This window comes from Paenibacillus sp. J22R67 (genome assembly GCF_059692175.1).
The window spans coordinates 339,764-358,074 of the sequence record NZ_JCAUAX010000002.1 but is presented as its reverse complement, the minus strand read 5'-3'; the positions used below and the strand labels follow the sequence as shown (position 1 = coordinate 358,074).

Here is an 18,311-nt window from a genome sequence, read left to right as displayed (position 1 = left end):
TGGCACTTTTTTTGCTTCAGCTGAAGTTTAGATGTCTTTTTATCACATTCAAATAATTTTTTCTAATAAACAAGAAATAAACGATCTGAAGGAACAAGAAGATGCCCATGACGGTGAACGCGGCTGCACCAACTTCCAACTTAAATATCCTTTGCAAGGCTCCTAAAGCAACGACGGAATGCATAGTGGCCACGAAGTAAGGAAACAGGAACAATACACCAATTTCGATTGAAACAACTTTTTTCATTTCTTTAAAAGTTAAACCGATGTTATGCAATTGCTTATATTTCTGTTTATCACTTTCCTGATCCATGTAAAACTTGTTGTAAATAAAACTTCCTGAAGCTACGAAGAAGATGACGCCTAAGAATATCGATAAGAACATAATTGTGCCGTATGCTCTTTTTTCAGTTTCATAAATATGAGATTTGGATAAAAATAACGCTCTCTGACTATCGCCATATTTCTTCTCATATTCATCATAGATGACGTAGGTGTCAGACCAATCCTTGACATGAAACGCATACTGGGGTTGGGCTTGTTCAACCTCTGCAATGCGATCAAATACCTGATCGGTAACGACATAAATCGTTTGAAATTGATCTTGTAATAAATTCACTCGTACTTCGTCTATGATTCGGATGTTATTTCCTTCAAACGATAGGCGATTTGCAAGATCGTTTTCCGTAGGAGGGACGATTTTAATGGCTTCTTGCTCTTGCAGTGATACGGTTTTCAAGTTTAATTGCTTCGCGAATTGATTATAAAGGCTTGCTTTTATAACGGGAAACGAAGATTCATCCTCTTGGGTAAGATGTTTCATAGTCACAGTTATTTTTTCATACTGAAAATGATTATTCTTTAACTGATCTTCAATAAATCGGATCTCGTCTGCCGCGGATGGATGATTACCGAATGATTGATAAGTAAATGCCAGCGGATATCGAGTGTCAATATCATGAAGTGTATTCGCCCAAAAGGCATAAGAGGCGCCGCTCAAAACCACAGCTGCTGTAGATGTGATGGTAATAATAAAGAACATTCTGGCATTGTCCCGTATGCGATAGAACAAATTGGATACCCAGATTAGATTTGTGCTTTTTAAATAATAGAGCCTGTTCTTTTTTAATAAATCAATTGTATAAACGCTGAACTGCGAAAATAATAAATAAGTGGCAAAGACGATGATGCCGATGATCATTAAAATTAATTTCTCCAGATTCCCTTTTATCGGAATAAAGGATAAGACATATCCAACAATTAGTAAAAGTAATCCAAAGATAGCAATGAGTTTTGAAAATTTAGGAGCGGGCTTAGCGGCCTTCGTCGCTCTTAGCAGACGTAAAATATCTTTCTCCTTTACGATCCATGATGTAAATAAGGAAACAAATACCCCTAGCAGCAAGAAGCATCCAAGCGTGATAAGAATTGCTTTTAACGGAAAATAAAAAGGCAAAGATTGAAGTCTCAAGAGTTTCTCGATGATGATCAGAAATAATTTGGAGAACACTAAGCCCGTAATGATGCCGCCGATTGTTGCCGCGACACTGATGATCATATTTTCAATGGTGATCATCTTGAGATGCTGCCTCCTGGATATGCCGAGGATATATAGAATACCGAATTCCTTATACCTCTTTTTCAGTAATACACCAATTGAATAAAACACAAAGAAAAACAAAAATAAATAAGCAATGATTTCAGCTCCCAAAAGGGATACCTTGATGTAGGATTTAAATATTCCTTTATCTGGATGAAGAATGAACATGGTCAAAGAGAAGAATAAGGTAACGGAAATCAATGTACTTAAGAAATACGCGAAGTAGGCTTTTCCATTGCGCAGGACATTTCTGGTCGCAAACTGTTTAAAATCCATGAGTTGCTCCTCCCAAAAGTGAAAGCACATCGATAATCTGTTGATAAAATTGCGGTCTTCTGCCGCCGTTATGAATTTCATTAAAGATGGTGCCATCTTTGATGAAAATGATCCTGCCGCAATAACTGGCAGCAACAGGGTCATGCGTCACCATAATCGTAGTAAGCTGTTGTTCTTTGTTAATCTTCTCAAATAGTTCCATAACGGTTCTTGCTGCTTTTGAGTCCAAATTTCCCGTTGGTTCATCAGCGAGTAGAAGAGAGGGATTATGGATAATGGCTCTGGCAATAGCCGTTCTTTGAGCTTCGCCTCCGGAGACTTCGTAAGTTCTTTTGTCTAGAAGATGTTCTATACCCAAAGTTTTGGCGATACTTTGCAATCTTCTATCCTGCTCAATCAGAGAAATTCTATCCAGGGTAAGAGGTAAAACCACATTCTCCCCAATGGTTAAGGTATCAAGCAAATTAAAATCTTGAAATACAAAGCCAAGTTCTCTGCGTCTAAAGAGTGCTAATTCATCTCCCTTCAACTCTATAGGATGGAGGCCATTAATTAAAATGTCTCCTGTTGTGGGCTGATCAACCGTAGAGATCATATTTAGTAACGTCGTCTTACCGCTGCCGGAAGGTCCCATCACTCCTACGAATTCTCCGGGTTCAACGGATAAACTAATTTGATTTAAAGCATGATACATGACTTCTTTACCATATGTTTTACTTAAATGACTGACTTTTAAGATTTCCATTTATAACGACTCCTTTATCATTGTCTTCCGTATATACACTACTTCGTCTCGTCACTTTAAGCGATTCACCTTTCTTACTCCAACCTTACATTGTTGTAAGGTTGGGAATAAGTAAAAAAACATGCACCACGGAATAGGCATGTTTTCTAGTATTAGTTATGATCCGTTTTGATATTATCAAATAGAATGCTGACTTTTGTACCTTGGTTCATTTCGGATTGAATAGTAATCTTATGATTTAAGTTTTCGCATATCTTTTCCGCAAGATACAACCCCATTCCCGTAGATTCCCCCAGAATCCTTCCGTTATCACCGGTAAAGAAGGGCTGAAAAACCCTCTTGATATCTTTAGAATGTATGCCAATGCCCTCATCCTTAACTTCCAGCACGGTATGATCTTTCGTTTGAAAGGCGGAAACAGTCAAATATTTTCCTTTGCCTCTGGAATATTTGATGCCGTTTGATATCAATTGCTCGATCACAAATTTAAGCCATTTGACGTCAGTATAAACCTGAATGGTGTCGTTAACATCTACTTTAGGTAACATATTGTTTTTAATAAACAGCTTTTTATCCTGGCTGATGCAATCCAAAATTAGCGGTTTCAGATGTGTCCTTTCGATAACGAAATCTCTTTCAAAAGCATCAATACGCGCGTAATATAGTGCCATATTCAGACCTTTTTCCAATTTATACACTTCTTCGCTCATCCCATGCGCGTAAGGTTCGCCTGCGTGCGCATCAAGCTGAAGTCGGATGACCGAAAGGGGTGTTTTCATTTGATGTACCCACTGATTGATAAAGGTTAAATGTTCTTGATGGTTTTTGTTGATTTGGTGCATGTTCCTTTCATATAAACGATATTGCTGTTTTAATAGAGATGAGATATGGTGCCCCCAAAAGGAGTTTCCTTGATCCAAGGAGGTTTCTTCGATGGCATTGAAATTTCTATTTAGTAATCTGTAGATGTCCTTCGTCTTCACATATTTCCAGCCGAGAAAAACAAGTAGAATAAAAGAATTGAATAAGAATACATATAGAACGTCTAAAAAGGTAAAGTCGCTTGCAAGAACACAATAAAAAGTGGATAAAATAACGGAAAAATAAAAAACAACGAGATAACTCGTTTGCTCCTTTATAAATAAACTCAAATGACATCATCTCCTACCAGTTTTTATTTAATTTGTAACCTAATCCTCTTATTGTTTCGATTCCATTCTCAATATTAAGATCTTGCAATTTTTTTCTTACTCTGGTGACATTAACGTTGAGTGTGTTTTCTTCAACGAAATCGGAGTGATCCCACATTTGTTCCAAAAGATAATTTCGATTAACCACCTTAGGATAAGTCTGGATCAGACTTTCGAGCAAAATGGCTTCTTTTTTAGTCAAAATGGCCGTCTTTCCTTGACACTCCAATTCTAATCTTTCGGGGTACAATTTCAATCCTTCCAATTCAATGACACGCTCGCTTATTGAAGGGGCATAATCCCCAAAGACTCGTCTGATATGGCTGTTAATTTTGGCCATTACGACCTCGTAAGAGAAGGGTTTCGTGATGTAATCATCCGCACCGTTTTCAAGAGCTCTCACTTGATCGATCCCGCTCTCCCTTGCAGATATAAAAAGGATAGGCACTTTGGATGTTTCCCTTATCCTTCTGCACCAATAAAATCCATCAAACTTAGGCAGATTAACATCCAGCAGGACGAGATGAGGACTCAGAAGATGAAATTCTTCTATGATGTTTTCAAAGTTTTCCGCAACGGATGCAGAAAGACCATATTTTTCAATCTGCTCTTTCAGTAGACGACTTATGGATATATCATCTTCAATAATATAAATCGTATAATTCATAACAAACGCCGCCTCCAAGTTTAAGTCAGCAAATATTTAATTTTTTGCCAAACAATGTTACTCTCATAGTATCATCTTAACCAATAGACTTAACAATCATAAGAATTGTCTATTTGTTATTTAAACGAAAGCGAGGGAACGATTATGTCTTTAATTGAATTCGGTATTGTTGGTAGAGGGTGGAGAGCTGATTTTTATTTACGTATTGCAAAGGCGCTGCCACAGCATTTCGCCGTACGGGCGATGCTTGTCCGTGATGAGGAACGCGGTAAAGAGATTGAGGATGAATGGGGTGTGAAAACCTATCGGGATATGGCATCTTTCGCTTCAAGCGGGCCGCTCATGTTCGCGGTCGTTTCTGTTCCGTGGGATGCTGCGCCTTCCTGTACATTGGAGCTGGCTGAGAGGGGCATTCCGGTATTGACAGAGACACCACCGGCTAGGGACATCCCAGGCATGATTGCCTTGTACGAGTCGCTGCGCAAACTGAAAGGGCGTGTACAGGTAGCTGAACAGTATTTATTTCAACCTATGCATGCCGCGCGTATTGCTTTCGTGAGATCAGGTAAACTAGGTGACGTTTCACAAGTGCAAGTCTCGGCCGCTCACGGTTATCATGGAATCAGTCTGATCCGAAAGATGCTTGGTATTGATTTCGAGAATGCTATCATCAGGGGACAGAGGTTTACGTCCAAGCTTGTGAAAGGACCGGGGCGTTATGGGCCTCCGGAAAATGAAGAAATTGGCGATTCTGTACAGGATATCGTTACACTAAGCTTTGGAGACAAGCTGGCTCTGTTTGATTTTACAGGTGATCAGTATTTTTCATGGATTCGCAAGAATCGTGTTCTTGTTCGAGGAAGCCACGGAGAATTAACGGACGAATCGTTCCAGTATTTGCAGGACTTCCAGACACCTATATACGGAGACCTCCGAAGAGTTGATACTGGGCATAACGGTAACCTGGAAGGATATTACCACCGAGGGATAACAGCTAATAATGAATGGGTGTATATAAATCCGTTCGTTCTTGGTCGTTTATCTGACGATGAAATCGCCATAGCTACAAGTTTGGCTAGGATGGCGGACTACGTTCAGGGCGGGCCTGCATGCTACGGGTTGGAAGAAGCTATGCAGGATCATTATCTATCTATCATGATGCAGGCGGCAATCGAGTCGGGTGAGGAGTTGACGACGACAACTCAGCCCTGGGCGTATGGAAGTGAACAGGCAACTTCATAAAAGAGCAGAGGAGCGATTCATCCATGACCGATTATACGGAACAGAACCGCATACACTGGAACGCCCGCACCGCCATCAATGCCGCCAGTACAGCCCGATATGATATCGCTGGGTTCAAGGCAGGCAAGTCAACCCTAGGGCCGATTGAACGCGAGGAACTGCACGATGTGGCGGGTAAGTCGTTGCTGCACCTCCAGTGTCACTTTGGTTTGGATACGCTCTCGTGGGCTCGTCTCGGTGCACAGGTTACTGGGGTAGATTTCTCCGAGGATGCTATCGCGCTCGCTGAACGTTTGAGTCAAGAAACAGGGCTAGACGCGCGTTTTCTCTGCACGGACATTTATGAACTTCCACAGGTACTCGATGATAAGTTCGATATCATTTATACATCAGGCGGAGTTTTGTTTTGGCTTTCTGATCTTAATCGGTGGGCGAAGATTATTGCGCATTTACTCAAACCTGGCGGCATCTTGTATCTACAGGAGGAGCACCCGTTTCTCAATGTCTTTGATGATGCTGCCGATGTGACCGATTTGCTCACACACTACCCTTATTTCCATACGAAGGAACCGATTCAGATTGATGGCCTTCTGCCACATTCAGATCCAGCGGCCAATCAGCGCGGTGTCGAGTATGTCTGGAGTTACAGCTTCAGCGATATATTGAATGCCTTGATAACCGCAGGACTTCGCCTAGATTATCTCCATGAGTTCTCCTATGGGAGTAACCGACGATTCCCATTCATGTCGCAAGGCGAGGACGGACAGTGGCGATGGATAGACGCCACAAACCATATTCCACTCACATTTTCGCTGCAGGCAACGAAAGGTTGATGTGGGAGATCTGACGTATGAGGCGTATGTTTCGTCACAAGACAAGACCCTGTAATTCCGCACAACGAGGAAATAACTTATTTTTATCGAAATAGAAGACCACATTTCCACATGAACCTTCAGGATTTCCTGAAGGTTTTTTTTTTATATCGTGTCATTTGCGTGAAGTCTCCAACATAATGAGTCAAATCCTGCCCAGTTGTGTAAAGATAATGTAAACAAACCTCGGGTCGTTCATATAATCTTTAGCTGCGCCAAATCCACTGCTTACATTCACACGGTATGGTAATGCATATCAGATTTCATAATGGAAGGAAATGGAGTGTGGTAAGAGTGAAAATAGGTTTATTAAGAGTTGGATTGTCACTAGCATTATTCACTGTTCCCCTCAATGCGATGGCAGAGGAGAAGCCTGAACTGTCCTTCCCCGTTATTAGTGATATTCATGTGCAGTCTTGGGATAAGCAGTCCCAACATAAGTTCGCTGCCGCACTGCGTGACTTAAACGAGCTGAATCCGAACTCCGATACCCTCATTATCAATGGGGACTTAACGAACGGAATGTCATCCGACTATGACAAATTAACTGAACTAATGAAGTCAAATCCGCATCCGAAGAACATGGCGATGACGATGGGGAATCATGAGTTCTATCAAGCATGGTTCGATACAAACAAAGTATGGAATGCGAACACTTTCCCCAACAAGGAGTCGGAGCAAGCCTCCATACACCGATTCCTACAGCTTACGGGAGAAAAGCAAGTCTACTATGACCGAAGCATTAAGGGGTATCATTTTATTTTTCTTGGATCCGAGCAATATCGTCAATCTAGTGAGACAAACTTGGAAGATGCCTACCTATCGCAGAAGCAATTAGACTGGTTGAGTGCGAAGTTGAAGGAAGATGTCGATGTAAACAAGCCAATCTTCGTGTTCTTACATCAACCCTTACCCTATACGGTTGCGGGCACACATTTCTGCTGTACGAATAACAGAGCAATCGTTCAACATGAAGAATTGAAAAAAATATTGTCAGATTACCCGCAAGTGATCTTCTTCTCCGGCCACACTCATTGGGAGTTGAAACTGCCGAATACGATCGTGCGGGATAAATTTACGATGGTCAATTCATCATCCGTGGAACAGCCTTGGACAGACGACGGCCATGGCGGCGAAAAGGCATTGGGGCCAGAAGAAAGTGAAGGCCTGTATGTTGAGGTATACAAGGATAAGCTGACAATTAAAGGACGTGACTTTTTCCGACACCGTTTTATTCAAGAAACACAATACTCAGTAGCATTGGGGGGAAATGATAAAGGAACAGAGCGCTTTCACAATGTGCAACAATTACCTGTAACGGAGCTATTTCGTTGGCTAATTGTAGTTGGAAAGGATTGGTTTAAAGGTAGTTAATCCGTGAATTACGAATTAGGGGTAACCGTAAAAAGCCGCCATATCTTTGGCGGTTTTTTAATTGTTTCACATATGTCGAGTGGAACTGTATGGATTAAAGAAACTAATGTGACAAAGTCACGGATAAATATGAATTGAGCTGGTAGTATTCCTAGTGAGCGAAGAAGCAAATACGAATAATTATTGAAGGTTGTTTCAATGAAAAACGTTGAGGCGCCGATCGAGTTTTTTGCATCATTATGGGAATCATTTTATTATTAGTTAATGTAAATTTCGTTAAGAAGTTAAGGGGGGAGAACGCATTGATTTCATCCGTACAGGCAGAACTGCCTCGTATCCTAGAATTGTATCCAAGCTTAACGGATATTGCTAAAACAGATTGGGAAAAAGATGGCGTTCAACTGATTGAGCTAGAGCCCAATTTCATGATTGAAGAGGGGCAATTTCTAGAACATGCGGTTCTGCTTTTGGAGGGGACTGTTCGTATGTTCAAATTAAGCCAGAGTGGTAGAGAAGTTACCTTGTATCGTATTACTGAAGGGGAATGCTGTCCTCTTATGATGACAAGTATTTTGGGAGAGACGGAATATGAGGCCACAGCATGTGTCGAAGATACGTGCTTAGCTTTGGTTATCCCTGCAACCATGTTCAGGCAATGGATGGATCACTACAGTTCTTTCCGGCAATTTATATTTAAAATGGTTGCAAAACGATTAATCTTAATGTCAAATCTCCTCGATAGTATTAGTTTCAAAAGTATTCCAGGCAGAGTTGCAGAATATCTGCATCAAATGACTTCAGCTGAAAAAGACACTCTCTACGTTACACATGATGCCATATCTACAGAACTTGGAACGGCTAGAGAAGTCATTAGTCGAACTTTGAAATCGTTTGAAAACGAAGGAATTGTTAAATTGTCTCGGGGGAAAATAACACAAATTAATCGGCAGAAACTCGAAAACTACTTGGAGTACTAAAGTAAGTGTGATCAAGTGGGGCTGCCGTCTCAAGATTCTAAAAGTGCATCAAATAAACATTGTTGGCCGCAAAGTCAACTATGTTTTTGATGCACTTTTTTCTGTTATGCTGCCGAGCTGGATTCCCCAATGTATGTGTGATTATTTTAACAAATAATTGGAAATATTATTCATGGCTCGCAATGCATGACTGAGACAAATGTCAATCATTTGCCAGATGTAAGGATTGGTGTTATGGGAAAGGGGGGAATTGACTTGGAAAAAAGTATGCAAGTAGATGTGCATGAAAAAGTACAGATGAATCATGATGCGTTACTACATATTTTTAAAAACTGTGCGGATATCGTATTTAGACCGTTAAAACTCATGGATCAATCGGATATTCTACTTGTTTATATTGATGAGATGACAGACTCGGATAGATTGGAGCAGATCATTTCGACTTGTATGATTAGCCGGGATTCTGATCGTTTGAAGCAGTATCAAACTGTTTTTCAATTATCAGAGGTTGTAGCAAAGGTCTTAAAGGGCTGTACGGCCATTTTTCTAGACGGTAAGCCTTTTGCTTATTTAGCAGATCTGGCTTCAATTAAACAACGCGCAATTGCTGAACCATCGAATGAAGCATCTATTCGCGGTCCGCGTGAGGGATTTACCGAAGACCTGAGAACAAATTTAAGCATGATTCGAAGAAAAATAAGTCACCAAACATTAAAGTTCGAAATGCATCAAGCAGGAGATCTGACCAATACAGAGTTTGTCGTTGCTTATCTCGAAGAGCAGGTTAAACCAGAGTTACTTCTCGAAGTCAGAAGAAGGCTTCAGTCCTTTCAGACGAATCAACTGCTGGACTCTGGCTATATTGAGGAATTTATCGAGGACAAGTCTTTATCCTTTTTCCCGCAAATCCAAAACACAGAACGTCCTGACACCGTAGCGTCCAGTCTACTCGCAGGCAGAGTAGCCATCATCGTCGATGGGTCTCCTAATGCTTTATTGCTGCCTATGACATTTTGGTCGGGGTTTCAAGCCGCTGAAGACCATTATGAGCGCTTCTTGTATGTTTCAGCAGTCAGAATTATTCGGTTCTTGCTAGCTATTATGTCCTGCTTACTTCCTTCCGTATATGTTGCGCTCACGACGTTCCATCCACAGATGATTCCTCTTGCTTTAATGCTTAGTGTTTCAGTATCTAGAGAAGGGATTCCGTTTCCAACCGTGATTGAAACATTATTGATGGAGTTGATGTTCGAAGGACTGCGGGAAGCCGGTCTGCGGCTGCCTAAAGCCATTGGTTCAGCTGTGAGTATCGTAGGGGCATTAGTTATTGGGGAAGCGGCCGTTCAAGCTGGATTTATCTCAGCTCCGATTGTGATGATTGTTGCGGGCACGGGAATCGCTTCGTTTGCATTTCCGAGCTATAGTCTGGCATTGCCGTTTCGAATTCTGCGGTTTCCACTGCTGATATTAGGCGGATTCTTAGGTCTGTATGGTGTCGCTATTGGAATCATGTTCGTCATGATTCATCTTGTATCGCTGAAGTCATTCGGCGTCCCTTATCTAAAACCAGCAGCCCCAATAGGACAAAAATTTTGGAAGGATACGCTTATACGAATGAATAAAAAATACGTTTCGGCGCAGCGAAAATAATGAAGAAAATGTGTTTAATTCTGTTGATGGTAGTAACCTTGTTCATTTCCGGTTGTTGGGACAGGAATGAAATTAATGATTATGCTTTCTGGATTGGAACTGCCCTTGATTTATCAGAGAACGGTAAGCTTACCAAAAGCGCTCAGGTTGCAGTCCCGGCTGATTTCAAAAGCAGCAAAGGGGGAGGGGGCGCCGAACAAAGGGCAAACATTGTCCTTACAGCGACAGGAACTTCCATCGTTGATTTGACACAACAGATTCAAGATAAGCTTCCCCGGAGGGTGTTTCTTGGACACCGCAGGTCCATTTTCATAGGCGAAAAGCTTGCTAGAAAAGGGATCGTTGATATAATGGATCAATTTACACGAAATACAGATACGCGTATGCGAACGGATATCTTCGTAGTAAATAATGGAGAAGGCAAAGATATATTAAAAATTAACAGTCCGTTTAATCAATTCTCCGCCATTGTGGCTGTAGATCAAGACCGATTTTGCCGTTTAGGAGACACGGCCTTACGAGATGTCCTGCTTGATATAGGAAGGGACGGCATCCGACCATCCATGCCGATGGTTGAGATTTCACCGAATAATGAACAAGAGAAAAATGAAACCATTGAAGTAAAATCTGTTGCTATCTTTAATAAAAACTTGCAAATGGTCGGAAAAGTGACGGGGAGAGAATCGCTGGAAATGTTCTGGGTTAAAGGTGTACTAAAAGATCAATTCCTGACAGAAGAAACCGAGGAAGGCAGCATATCTTTATACGAATCCAACTTAAAAAAATCCATTCATACCGAAATAAATGGACATACAATTAAAGCTTTCGTGGAGCTAGAGGGAACAGGGAGAGTCCTTGAAAACAATACAGATATTGATGTTTCTGTCTCGTCAGAACGTATTCCTTTAGAGCGAAAGCTTAATGAAATGAAAGCAAAGAAAGTAGAAACAACCATTAAAAAAATGCAGGCTCAGTATGGACAGGATGTGTTTGGAATCGGAGAAGAAGTTCATAAAGAGCATCCTTACCAATGGAAAGAGCTTCGGAACCAGTGGGATCAGATTTTCCCGACTGTTGAAGTATCGGTATCCGTTGAATTGAAAATTCAGAATACGGGTGATATTGGCAAACGGATCCCAGGGATAGGAGGAAGAAAGTGAAAATCACGCCATGGCAGTTGTTTTGGATGCTCACAACCTTAGAGATATCAATGAGTATTTGGCTCACTGTTTCTCCTACGATCGAGATAGCTAGACAAGATGCATGGATCTCCCTACTAGTAGCAGGTATTATTGGGCTCGTTATAACATTGATTTTAGTACGCGTGAGCCAGCGGCACTCTGCTTTCACCCTAGTCGAGTTTACGCAAAAGCTTTGTGGGAAGTGGGTGGGAAAGTTAATAGCTGCCTTGTATATTCTCGTGTGGTTTTCAGTATCTGCAGATATTCTGCGAATATTCTCCTTATTTATAAAGCAATTTCTTTTCCATGACACGCCAATCTGGGTTATAGCAGCACTAATGGTTGCGGCAATGGTTTATATCAACTACGCGGGAAGCATCGAAGCCATTGCTCGCTTCAGTGAATTGGCGGGTCCTTTGCTTTTAGTCGGTATTCTGATTACCTTTGGATTAAATTTAACGAATTTGCAGCCAGATTTAATTTTGCCTGTGTTTGCAGACTCTGGGATCATGCCTATTTTGAAAGGTTCCTTCGTGAATGCATCGTTTCTAGGTGAGTCCATGATGATTATGATGTTAACACCTTTTATTGCGAACTCGAAAAAGATGCTTAAGCCCGCGCTGCTTGCGATTTGCATTCCTTCTTTGATTGCTGTAGTTACGGCGATTTTTGTTATTATGACTTTTGGAACGAATATCGGATCAACCTTAATCTATCCATATTTCAGCATGGTTCGATTTATTAATTACTTAGAGTTTATTCAAAATATGGATGTCTGGATCATGTTCATCTGGATCTTTAGCGTGTTCGTAAAGTTAGCCATCTACTTGTTTATTAACAGCTATGGAACTGCACAATTGTTAGGTGTTAAGAACTGGAAGGTACTTATAGGATTTGCAGCGGTAATCATTTATTCGATTTCCTTATTTCCTGCCAATATTATTGGTCTTTTAGATTTTGCGAAAATGGTATGGATAATTTACATATTTCCAATTTTCATAGTAGGATTACCGATTATTTTATTGCTCGTTAGCTTACTTAGGGGGCGCTCACTCGTGCATGAACAGAAATAAAGGATGAATTACATGGATAATTTTTTAATTTGACAGAATCATTTATTTGATCAATAATTAGAATGAACGTTCGATCTGATGGCGTTCGGCCTTCAGAAATGTAACGTTAACTATTAATTAGGAGGCTTTATCATGAATAAAACAGTTTTTATTACAGGAACAAGTTCAGGTTTGGGTAAACTAACAGCGATTCGATTTGCTCAATTGGGCTGGAACGTAGCGGCTACAATGCGTACACCTGAGTCAGAAACGGAGTTAACGGCTTACGAAAATATAAAAATTTTCAAACTGGATGTCACGAAAGTAGACCAAGTTCAAACCGCGGTGGAACAAGCGACTGCCGCATTCGGAAAGATTGATGTGGTTGTTAATAATGCCGGTATGGGTACTTACGGTCCCTTAGAATTGGCCAAAGAGGAAGCAATTGATTGGCAGTTTGCAGTGAATGCTCGCGGCCCAATTAATGTTATTCGTGGATTTTTACCGCATTTCAGAAGCAACGGCGGAGGCATGTTTATCAATATTAGTTCGTTCATGGGGGTTACAACTGCTGTACCGCTTGGTTCACTTTATAACATGTCCAAGTTCGCATTGGAAGGGTTGACGGAAGGTCTTTATTATGAACTGAAGCCGCTCAATATCGAACTTAGATTAATCGAACAGGGAGGTTCTAAAGGTAATAATTTCATAGGAAATATCACATGGAACAAGGATGAAGCGATTAAAGATTACGATGAGATGATGACAAAAGTAGAAGCGCTTATGGCTAACTCTGATACTAGTCGATTGGACGATCCTCAGACTATTGTGGATGCAATTGTAGCTCAGGCAACAGGTGAAAGCACAAAATTCCGTACCGTCATCGGAGAAGCTGGCAACAATCTGTTAGCGCTGAGAAACTCCGTGCCGATTGAAGAATACTTGGAAACTATAGCTAAAAGTTATATGTAACTTCAATAATATCCTCAGTGTTGACTAAAGGAAATATGAAGTGTATTTTAAAATAGATTGATCGTTCAATTCATTTGTTGGAAAGGAGGGGCAGAATGTTTGTTGAATATAACAAGGTGCAGCAGGCCGTTCTAGAAACGACACTTAACGTCATCATTCAGAAGGAACTACAAGCTACTTCAATGGCGCTAATTGCTAAAGAATCTGGTGTATCAACGGGGAACATCTATCATTATTTCAAAAGCAAGGAAGATATCGTTAACGAACTATATAAAGCTATTGTCACATTTAATGGAAATTATGTGCGCGAAGGCTTACAACAGGGCAAAACAATCCGTGAAAAGTTTGAACTGGGCTGGAATCGAGTCATTGACTTGGGCAAAAAATATCCGCAGGGTTTTCAATTTATTGAGCAGTATTCCTTCTCGCCATACATTTACGATGAGGTGAAGCGAGAAGTTTATACGGGTGGCTGGTGTAAACCGATAAACCAATTATACGAAGAAGCCATTAATCAAAAGTTGTTTATCCCGATGGATCCGAAGATAGTGGTCCAAATGCATTATGGATCATTCGTCTACATGTTGAAAGGTCAATTGTATGGGATTTTCGAGTTAACAAATGAGAGTATCAACGATGCAATCTGTTCCTGCTGGAATGCCGTTTCTCTTAAGGCTGAGAAGGTAGTAGATAATTGATAGGTTCGATTCGTCGAACCTGCTTATCCTTTCAATAATAGAATGAATGTTCGTTCTATAGTTTTAAAGTATTATGAGCAATAGGAGATTCTCCTTATGATAAGAATCGTTTCACAAATAGCCGCATATCGCGGCTATTTTTTTATAACAACTCATTGGTCTAGAATTTTGCTCGCAAGGGCTGCCATTTGGTGATCGCTCAAATGGGGTTAGAACCGTAGTGATTCCATTTAGTTGACTATAAATCTCTTGACCAACAACTTGAATAAGTTGCATCCCAGCAGGAGTCACCTTAACATTGAATCCGCGACGGTCGTTAGGAGATATTGTACGTTGGACGAGCCCGCGTCGTTCAGCTCGATCGACTAAACCGGTAATACTAGATTTATCAAGGTTAAGGTACTGGGCTAGTTCTAACATGCTTGGTTCTCGGTGCCGGTCGTGATGAGAATAGCCTTAATTCCCTAACAGATCTGGGAGCTGACATGACGGTTTCTCTTGCTGGTGATCCGGAAGAAGCTGCCAATCAACTGGGAGAGATTGCCTCCGAAGTCGACGTTGTGCTCGACTATTTGTGGGGGAAACCAGCAGAACTTGCTATGATTCCATTGTTGACGAATAGATCGGATCGGAGCCGGGAATTGTCTTGGATCCAGATTGGTTCAGTTGCTGGTCCTACAGCAGCTGTGCCTTCCGCCGCGCTTCGATCTGCCAACTTTCGACTGCTAGGCAGCGGCCAAGGTTCAGTCTCGACCTCTGGTTATGTAGCTGAACTTCCATCACTAATCGATGTAATTGCGGCTGACAAGCTTAAAGTGAATTCCGTATCTATCCCGCTCTCTAAAGTGGAAGAAGTATGGAGTGACTCCGCATATTCCGGGCAACGGGTTGTATTGGTTCCGAGGGGGTAGGTGGAAGGAGACTTTAACTGTGGATCTATACTGAATATAGAATGCACCTATGCAAATCAAAAAAGAACCTGGATAATAATCTCAGGTTCTTCCATATTGCATATATACATACACGATGATATAATCAGATCACGACTGGTTTTAATGAACAAGACATAAGTAATTCATCTTACATTTTAAGTGTACCATGTCGGCAAACCCTTGTCAAATGTTTTCTCAATTTAATGGTTAGGAGAGATGTTGAATGAGTTCTTTGGTTCTCGGTTTTCAGGAAATGGAGAAAACACAGCTTTCACTCGTTGGGGGAAAAGGGTTGAATTTAGGGGAATTAACAAAAATTCAAGGCATACAAGTACCAGAAGGCTTTTGTGTTACGACAGTGGGTTATCAAAAAGCCATCGAGCAAAACGATGCTTATCGTGGTTTATTGCAACGACTATCCACGCTGAAAGTTGAAGATCGTGATCAAATTAGTGAAATCAGCAGCAAGATTCGGCAACTGATTATGGAAGTAGAAATTCCCTCCGATGTTGCGAAAGCAGTTGCACATTATCTTGCCAAGTTTGGCGAGGGGCATGCTTATGCCGTGCGTTCCAGCGCAACTGCAGAGGACTTGCCACATGCTTCCTTTGCTGGTCAACAAGATACCTTTTTAAATATCATAGGTAAAGAAGCCATTTTACTGCATATTAGCAAATGCTGGGCATCCTTATTTACGGATCGTGCGGTCATCTACCGGATGCAAAATGGATTTGACCACAGCCATGTTTATTTATCCGTTATCGTTCAAAGGAAGATTTTCCCGTATGCTTCAGGGATTTTATTTACTGCTGATCCGATTACTTCTAATCGAAAGCTGTTGTCCATCGATGCCAGTTTCGGACTTGGAGAAGCGCTAGTCTCTGGCTTGGTATCTGCTGATAGTTATAAAGTACAAGATGATGAAATCGTCGATAAGCGGATTTCACCCAAAAAATTGGCCATCTATGGACGAAAAGAGGGCGGAACAGAAACGCGGCAGATCGAACCCAATCAGCAAAAGACGCAAACACTTACGGAACAACAAATTTTGCAACTGGCACGCATAGGAAGACAAATCGAAGCTTATTTCGGTTTCCCACAAGATATTGAATGGTGTTTGGTTGATGGTATGTTTTATATTGTCCAGAGTCGGCCAATCACAACCTTATTCCCGATCCCTGAAGCGAATGATGAAGACAATCACGTCTATATATCTGTCGGACATCATCAAATGATGACCGATCCCATTAAACCATTGGGATTGTCTTTTTACTTATTAACGACTCCTGCACCTATGCGTAGAGCTGGTGGGAGGTTGTTTGTTGATGTCACCAAAAACCTGGCTTCACCCGCCGGCAGAGAACAGCTGCTTAATGGGGCGGGACAATCCGATCCGCTCATTAAAGATGCACTTTTGAACATAATAAATCGTGGAGAATTCATCAAATCGTCTCCAGAGGATGAAAAAAATCAGAATCTTACGAACAGAAACAAAGTTGTGCCGTCTTCGCAACAGATCGAATCTGATCCGTCAATCGTTGCAGATTTGATTAAGAAGAACCAAAACTCAGTAGAAGAATTAAAACAAAACATCCAAACGAAATCAGGAATAGAATTATTTGATTTCATTTTAGAAGATTTCCAGGAATTAAAGAGGATTTTATTTGACCCGCAAAGTACAGCAGTATTTATGGCTGCAATGAATGCTACAACATGGATCAACGAAAAAATGAACGAGTGGTTGGGCGAAAAAAATGTTGCAGACACGCTCACTCAATCTGTGTCTAACAATATTACTTCCGAAATGGGTCTTGCGCTAATGGATGTCGCGGATGTGATTCGTCCTTATCCAGAAGTCATTGATTATTTACAACACGTTAAAAATGAAAGCTTTTTGGATGAACTCGTTAAGTTTGAGGGTGGACAGGAAACCAGTGACGCTATTCATGCTTATCTTAAGAAATACGGGATGCGCTGCGCTGGCGAAATCGATGTGACGAAAACTCGTTGGAGTGAAAAACCTCTTACACTTGTTCCTATGATTCTCGGAAACATCAAAATTTTTGAAGCTAATGCTGGCAAAAGGAGATTTGAGCAAGGGCGACAGGAAGCTTTGGAGAAAGAACAAGAGCTGCTAGATCGTCTAAAACATTTACCGGATGGTAATGAAAAAGTCGAAGAGACTAAGCGAATGATCAGTCTAGTTCGGAATTTCATCGGGTATCGTGAGTATCCCAAATACGGCATGATTAATCGCTACTTCGTATATAAACTGGCTTTACTGAAAGAAGCCGAACTGCTTGTACAAGCTAGTATTATTCGTGAAAAAGAGGATATCTATTATCTCAGTTTTCAAGAACTTCACGATGTCGTACGCACAAGCAAACTGGATTATCAGATCATCAGCAAACGAAAAGAGGATTACAGATTTTTTGAAAAGCTAACTCCCCCACGTGTAATCACATCTGATGGTGAAATCATTGCTGGTGAGTACAAACGTGAAAATCTACCTGTCAACGCAATAGCAGGTCTTGCCGTTTCTTCCGGTGTTATAGAAGGTAGAGCACGTGTCATTTTAAAAATGGAAGATGCTAATCTAGAAGATGGTGATATATTGGTCACTTCCTTCACTGATCCAGGCTGGACACCGTTATTTGTATCTTTAAAAGGATTAGTCACCGAAGTTGGTGGACTGATGACTCATGGAGCTGTTATCGCGCGTGAATATGGCTTACCGGCAGTTGTTGGCGTAGAGGATGCTACCAAACTAATAAAAGATGGGCAACGCATTCGTGTGCATGGAACAGAAGGGTATATTGAAATTTTATGATAGTTGATAAGTTGGGATGCCATTAAATGATAATGGCATTTCGGTTTCTCAAG

General features: G+C 41.1%; 15 protein-coding genes and 1 pseudogene. 11 read left to right on the top strand and 5 right to left on the bottom strand.

All coding sequences use genetic code 11. The annotated features are described in order from the left end of the window. Positions 1–16 precede the first annotated feature (16 nt). The 4 genes from AC58VC_RS07740 to AC58VC_RS07725 form a co-directional block, all read right to left on the bottom strand. A complete protein-coding gene (locus tag AC58VC_RS07740) occupies positions 17–1,876 on the bottom strand; it encodes an FtsX-like permease family protein (RefSeq protein WP_497368260.1) in 1,860 nt (619 codons plus the stop codon). Next, on the bottom strand, positions 1,866–2,621 hold the full coding sequence (locus tag AC58VC_RS07735; protein ID WP_497368259.1) for an ABC transporter ATP-binding protein: 756 nt from the start codon (positions 2,619–2,621) through the stop codon (positions 1,866–1,868). Before AC58VC_RS07735 ends, AC58VC_RS07740 begins: the two co-directional genes overlap by 11 nt. 152 nt (positions 2,622–2,773) lie before the next feature. Next, positions 2,774–3,604: an ATP-binding protein gene (locus AC58VC_RS07730; RefSeq protein WP_497368258.1), complete on the bottom strand. Its 831-nt coding sequence runs from the start codon at positions 3,602–3,604 to the stop codon at positions 2,774–2,776. A gap of 181 nt (positions 3,605–3,785) precedes the next feature. After that, positions 3,786–4,478: a response regulator transcription factor gene (locus AC58VC_RS07725; RefSeq protein ID WP_497368257.1), complete on the bottom strand. Its 693-nt coding sequence runs from the start codon at positions 4,476–4,478 to the stop codon at positions 3,786–3,788. A gap of 144 nt (positions 4,479–4,622) precedes the next feature. Between AC58VC_RS07725 and AC58VC_RS07720 the strand changes: the two genes are divergently transcribed. From AC58VC_RS07720 to AC58VC_RS07680, 9 genes are all read left to right on the top strand, one after another. Continuing rightward, positions 4,623–5,720 carry a Gfo/Idh/MocA family protein gene (locus tag AC58VC_RS07720; protein ID WP_497368256.1) on the top strand — a complete coding sequence of 366 codons (1,098 nt, stop codon included), beginning with the start codon at positions 4,623–4,625 and terminating at the stop codon, positions 5,718–5,720. A gap of 23 nt (positions 5,721–5,743) precedes the next feature. Next, positions 5,744–6,553, top strand: a complete 810-nt coding sequence (locus tag AC58VC_RS07715) for a class I SAM-dependent methyltransferase (RefSeq protein ID WP_497368255.1) — start codon at positions 5,744–5,746, stop codon at positions 6,551–6,553. A 333-nt stretch (positions 6,554–6,886) separates the two neighbouring features. Then, positions 6,887–7,966 carry a metallophosphoesterase family protein gene (locus tag AC58VC_RS07710; RefSeq protein ID WP_497368254.1) on the top strand — a complete coding sequence of 360 codons (1,080 nt, stop codon included), beginning with the start codon at positions 6,887–6,889 and terminating at the stop codon, positions 7,964–7,966. 302 nt (positions 7,967–8,268) lie between these two features. Further along, complete coding sequence (locus AC58VC_RS07705; RefSeq protein ID WP_497368253.1) at positions 8,269–8,943, top strand: Crp/Fnr family transcriptional regulator; 675 nt, start codon at positions 8,269–8,271, stop codon at positions 8,941–8,943. A gap of 255 nt (positions 8,944–9,198) precedes the next feature. After that, complete coding sequence (locus AC58VC_RS07700; RefSeq protein ID WP_497368252.1) at positions 9,199–10,593, top strand: spore germination protein; 1,395 nt, start codon at positions 9,199–9,201, stop codon at positions 10,591–10,593. Next, positions 10,593–11,753, top strand: coding sequence for a Ger(x)C family spore germination protein (locus AC58VC_RS07695; protein ID WP_497368251.1), 1,161 nt, complete (start codon positions 10,593–10,595; stop codon positions 11,751–11,753). Before AC58VC_RS07700 ends, AC58VC_RS07695 begins: the two co-directional genes overlap by 1 nt. Further along, a complete protein-coding gene (locus tag AC58VC_RS07690) occupies positions 11,750–12,847 on the top strand; it encodes a GerAB/ArcD/ProY family transporter (RefSeq protein ID WP_497368250.1) in 1,098 nt (365 codons plus the stop codon). The genes AC58VC_RS07695 and AC58VC_RS07690 overlap by 4 nt, the downstream gene beginning before the upstream one ends. 132 nt (positions 12,848–12,979) lie before the next feature. Continuing rightward, positions 12,980–13,798 carry an SDR family oxidoreductase gene (locus tag AC58VC_RS07685; RefSeq protein WP_497368249.1) on the top strand — a complete coding sequence of 273 codons (819 nt, stop codon included), beginning with the start codon at positions 12,980–12,982 and terminating at the stop codon, positions 13,796–13,798. Positions 13,799–13,893: 95 nt separating this feature from the next. Next, the gene (locus tag AC58VC_RS07680) at positions 13,894–14,496 is read left to right on the top strand and encodes a TetR/AcrR family transcriptional regulator (RefSeq protein WP_497368248.1); all 603 of its coding nucleotides are present in this window, start codon (positions 13,894–13,896) and stop codon (positions 14,494–14,496) included. A 111-nt stretch (positions 14,497–14,607) separates the two neighbouring features. On the opposite strand, the pseudogene AC58VC_RS07675 reads toward AC58VC_RS07680, so the two are convergent. Then, positions 14,608–14,922 (bottom strand): annotated as a pseudogene (locus AC58VC_RS07675) (MarR family winged helix-turn-helix transcriptional regulator); the annotation flags it as partial. Between the two features lie 59 nt (positions 14,923–14,981). On the opposite strand from AC58VC_RS07675, the gene AC58VC_RS07670 reads away from it, so the two are divergent. Beyond that, a complete protein-coding gene (locus AC58VC_RS07670; protein ID WP_497368247.1) occupies positions 14,982–15,407 on the top strand; it encodes a hypothetical protein in 426 nt (141 codons plus the stop codon). Positions 15,408–15,651: 244 nt separating this feature from the next. Continuing rightward, entirely contained in the window at positions 15,652–18,258 is a 2,607-nt protein-coding gene (gene ppsA, locus AC58VC_RS07665) for a phosphoenolpyruvate synthase (protein WP_497368246.1), read from the top strand. Positions 18,259–18,311: the final 53 nt, after the last annotated feature.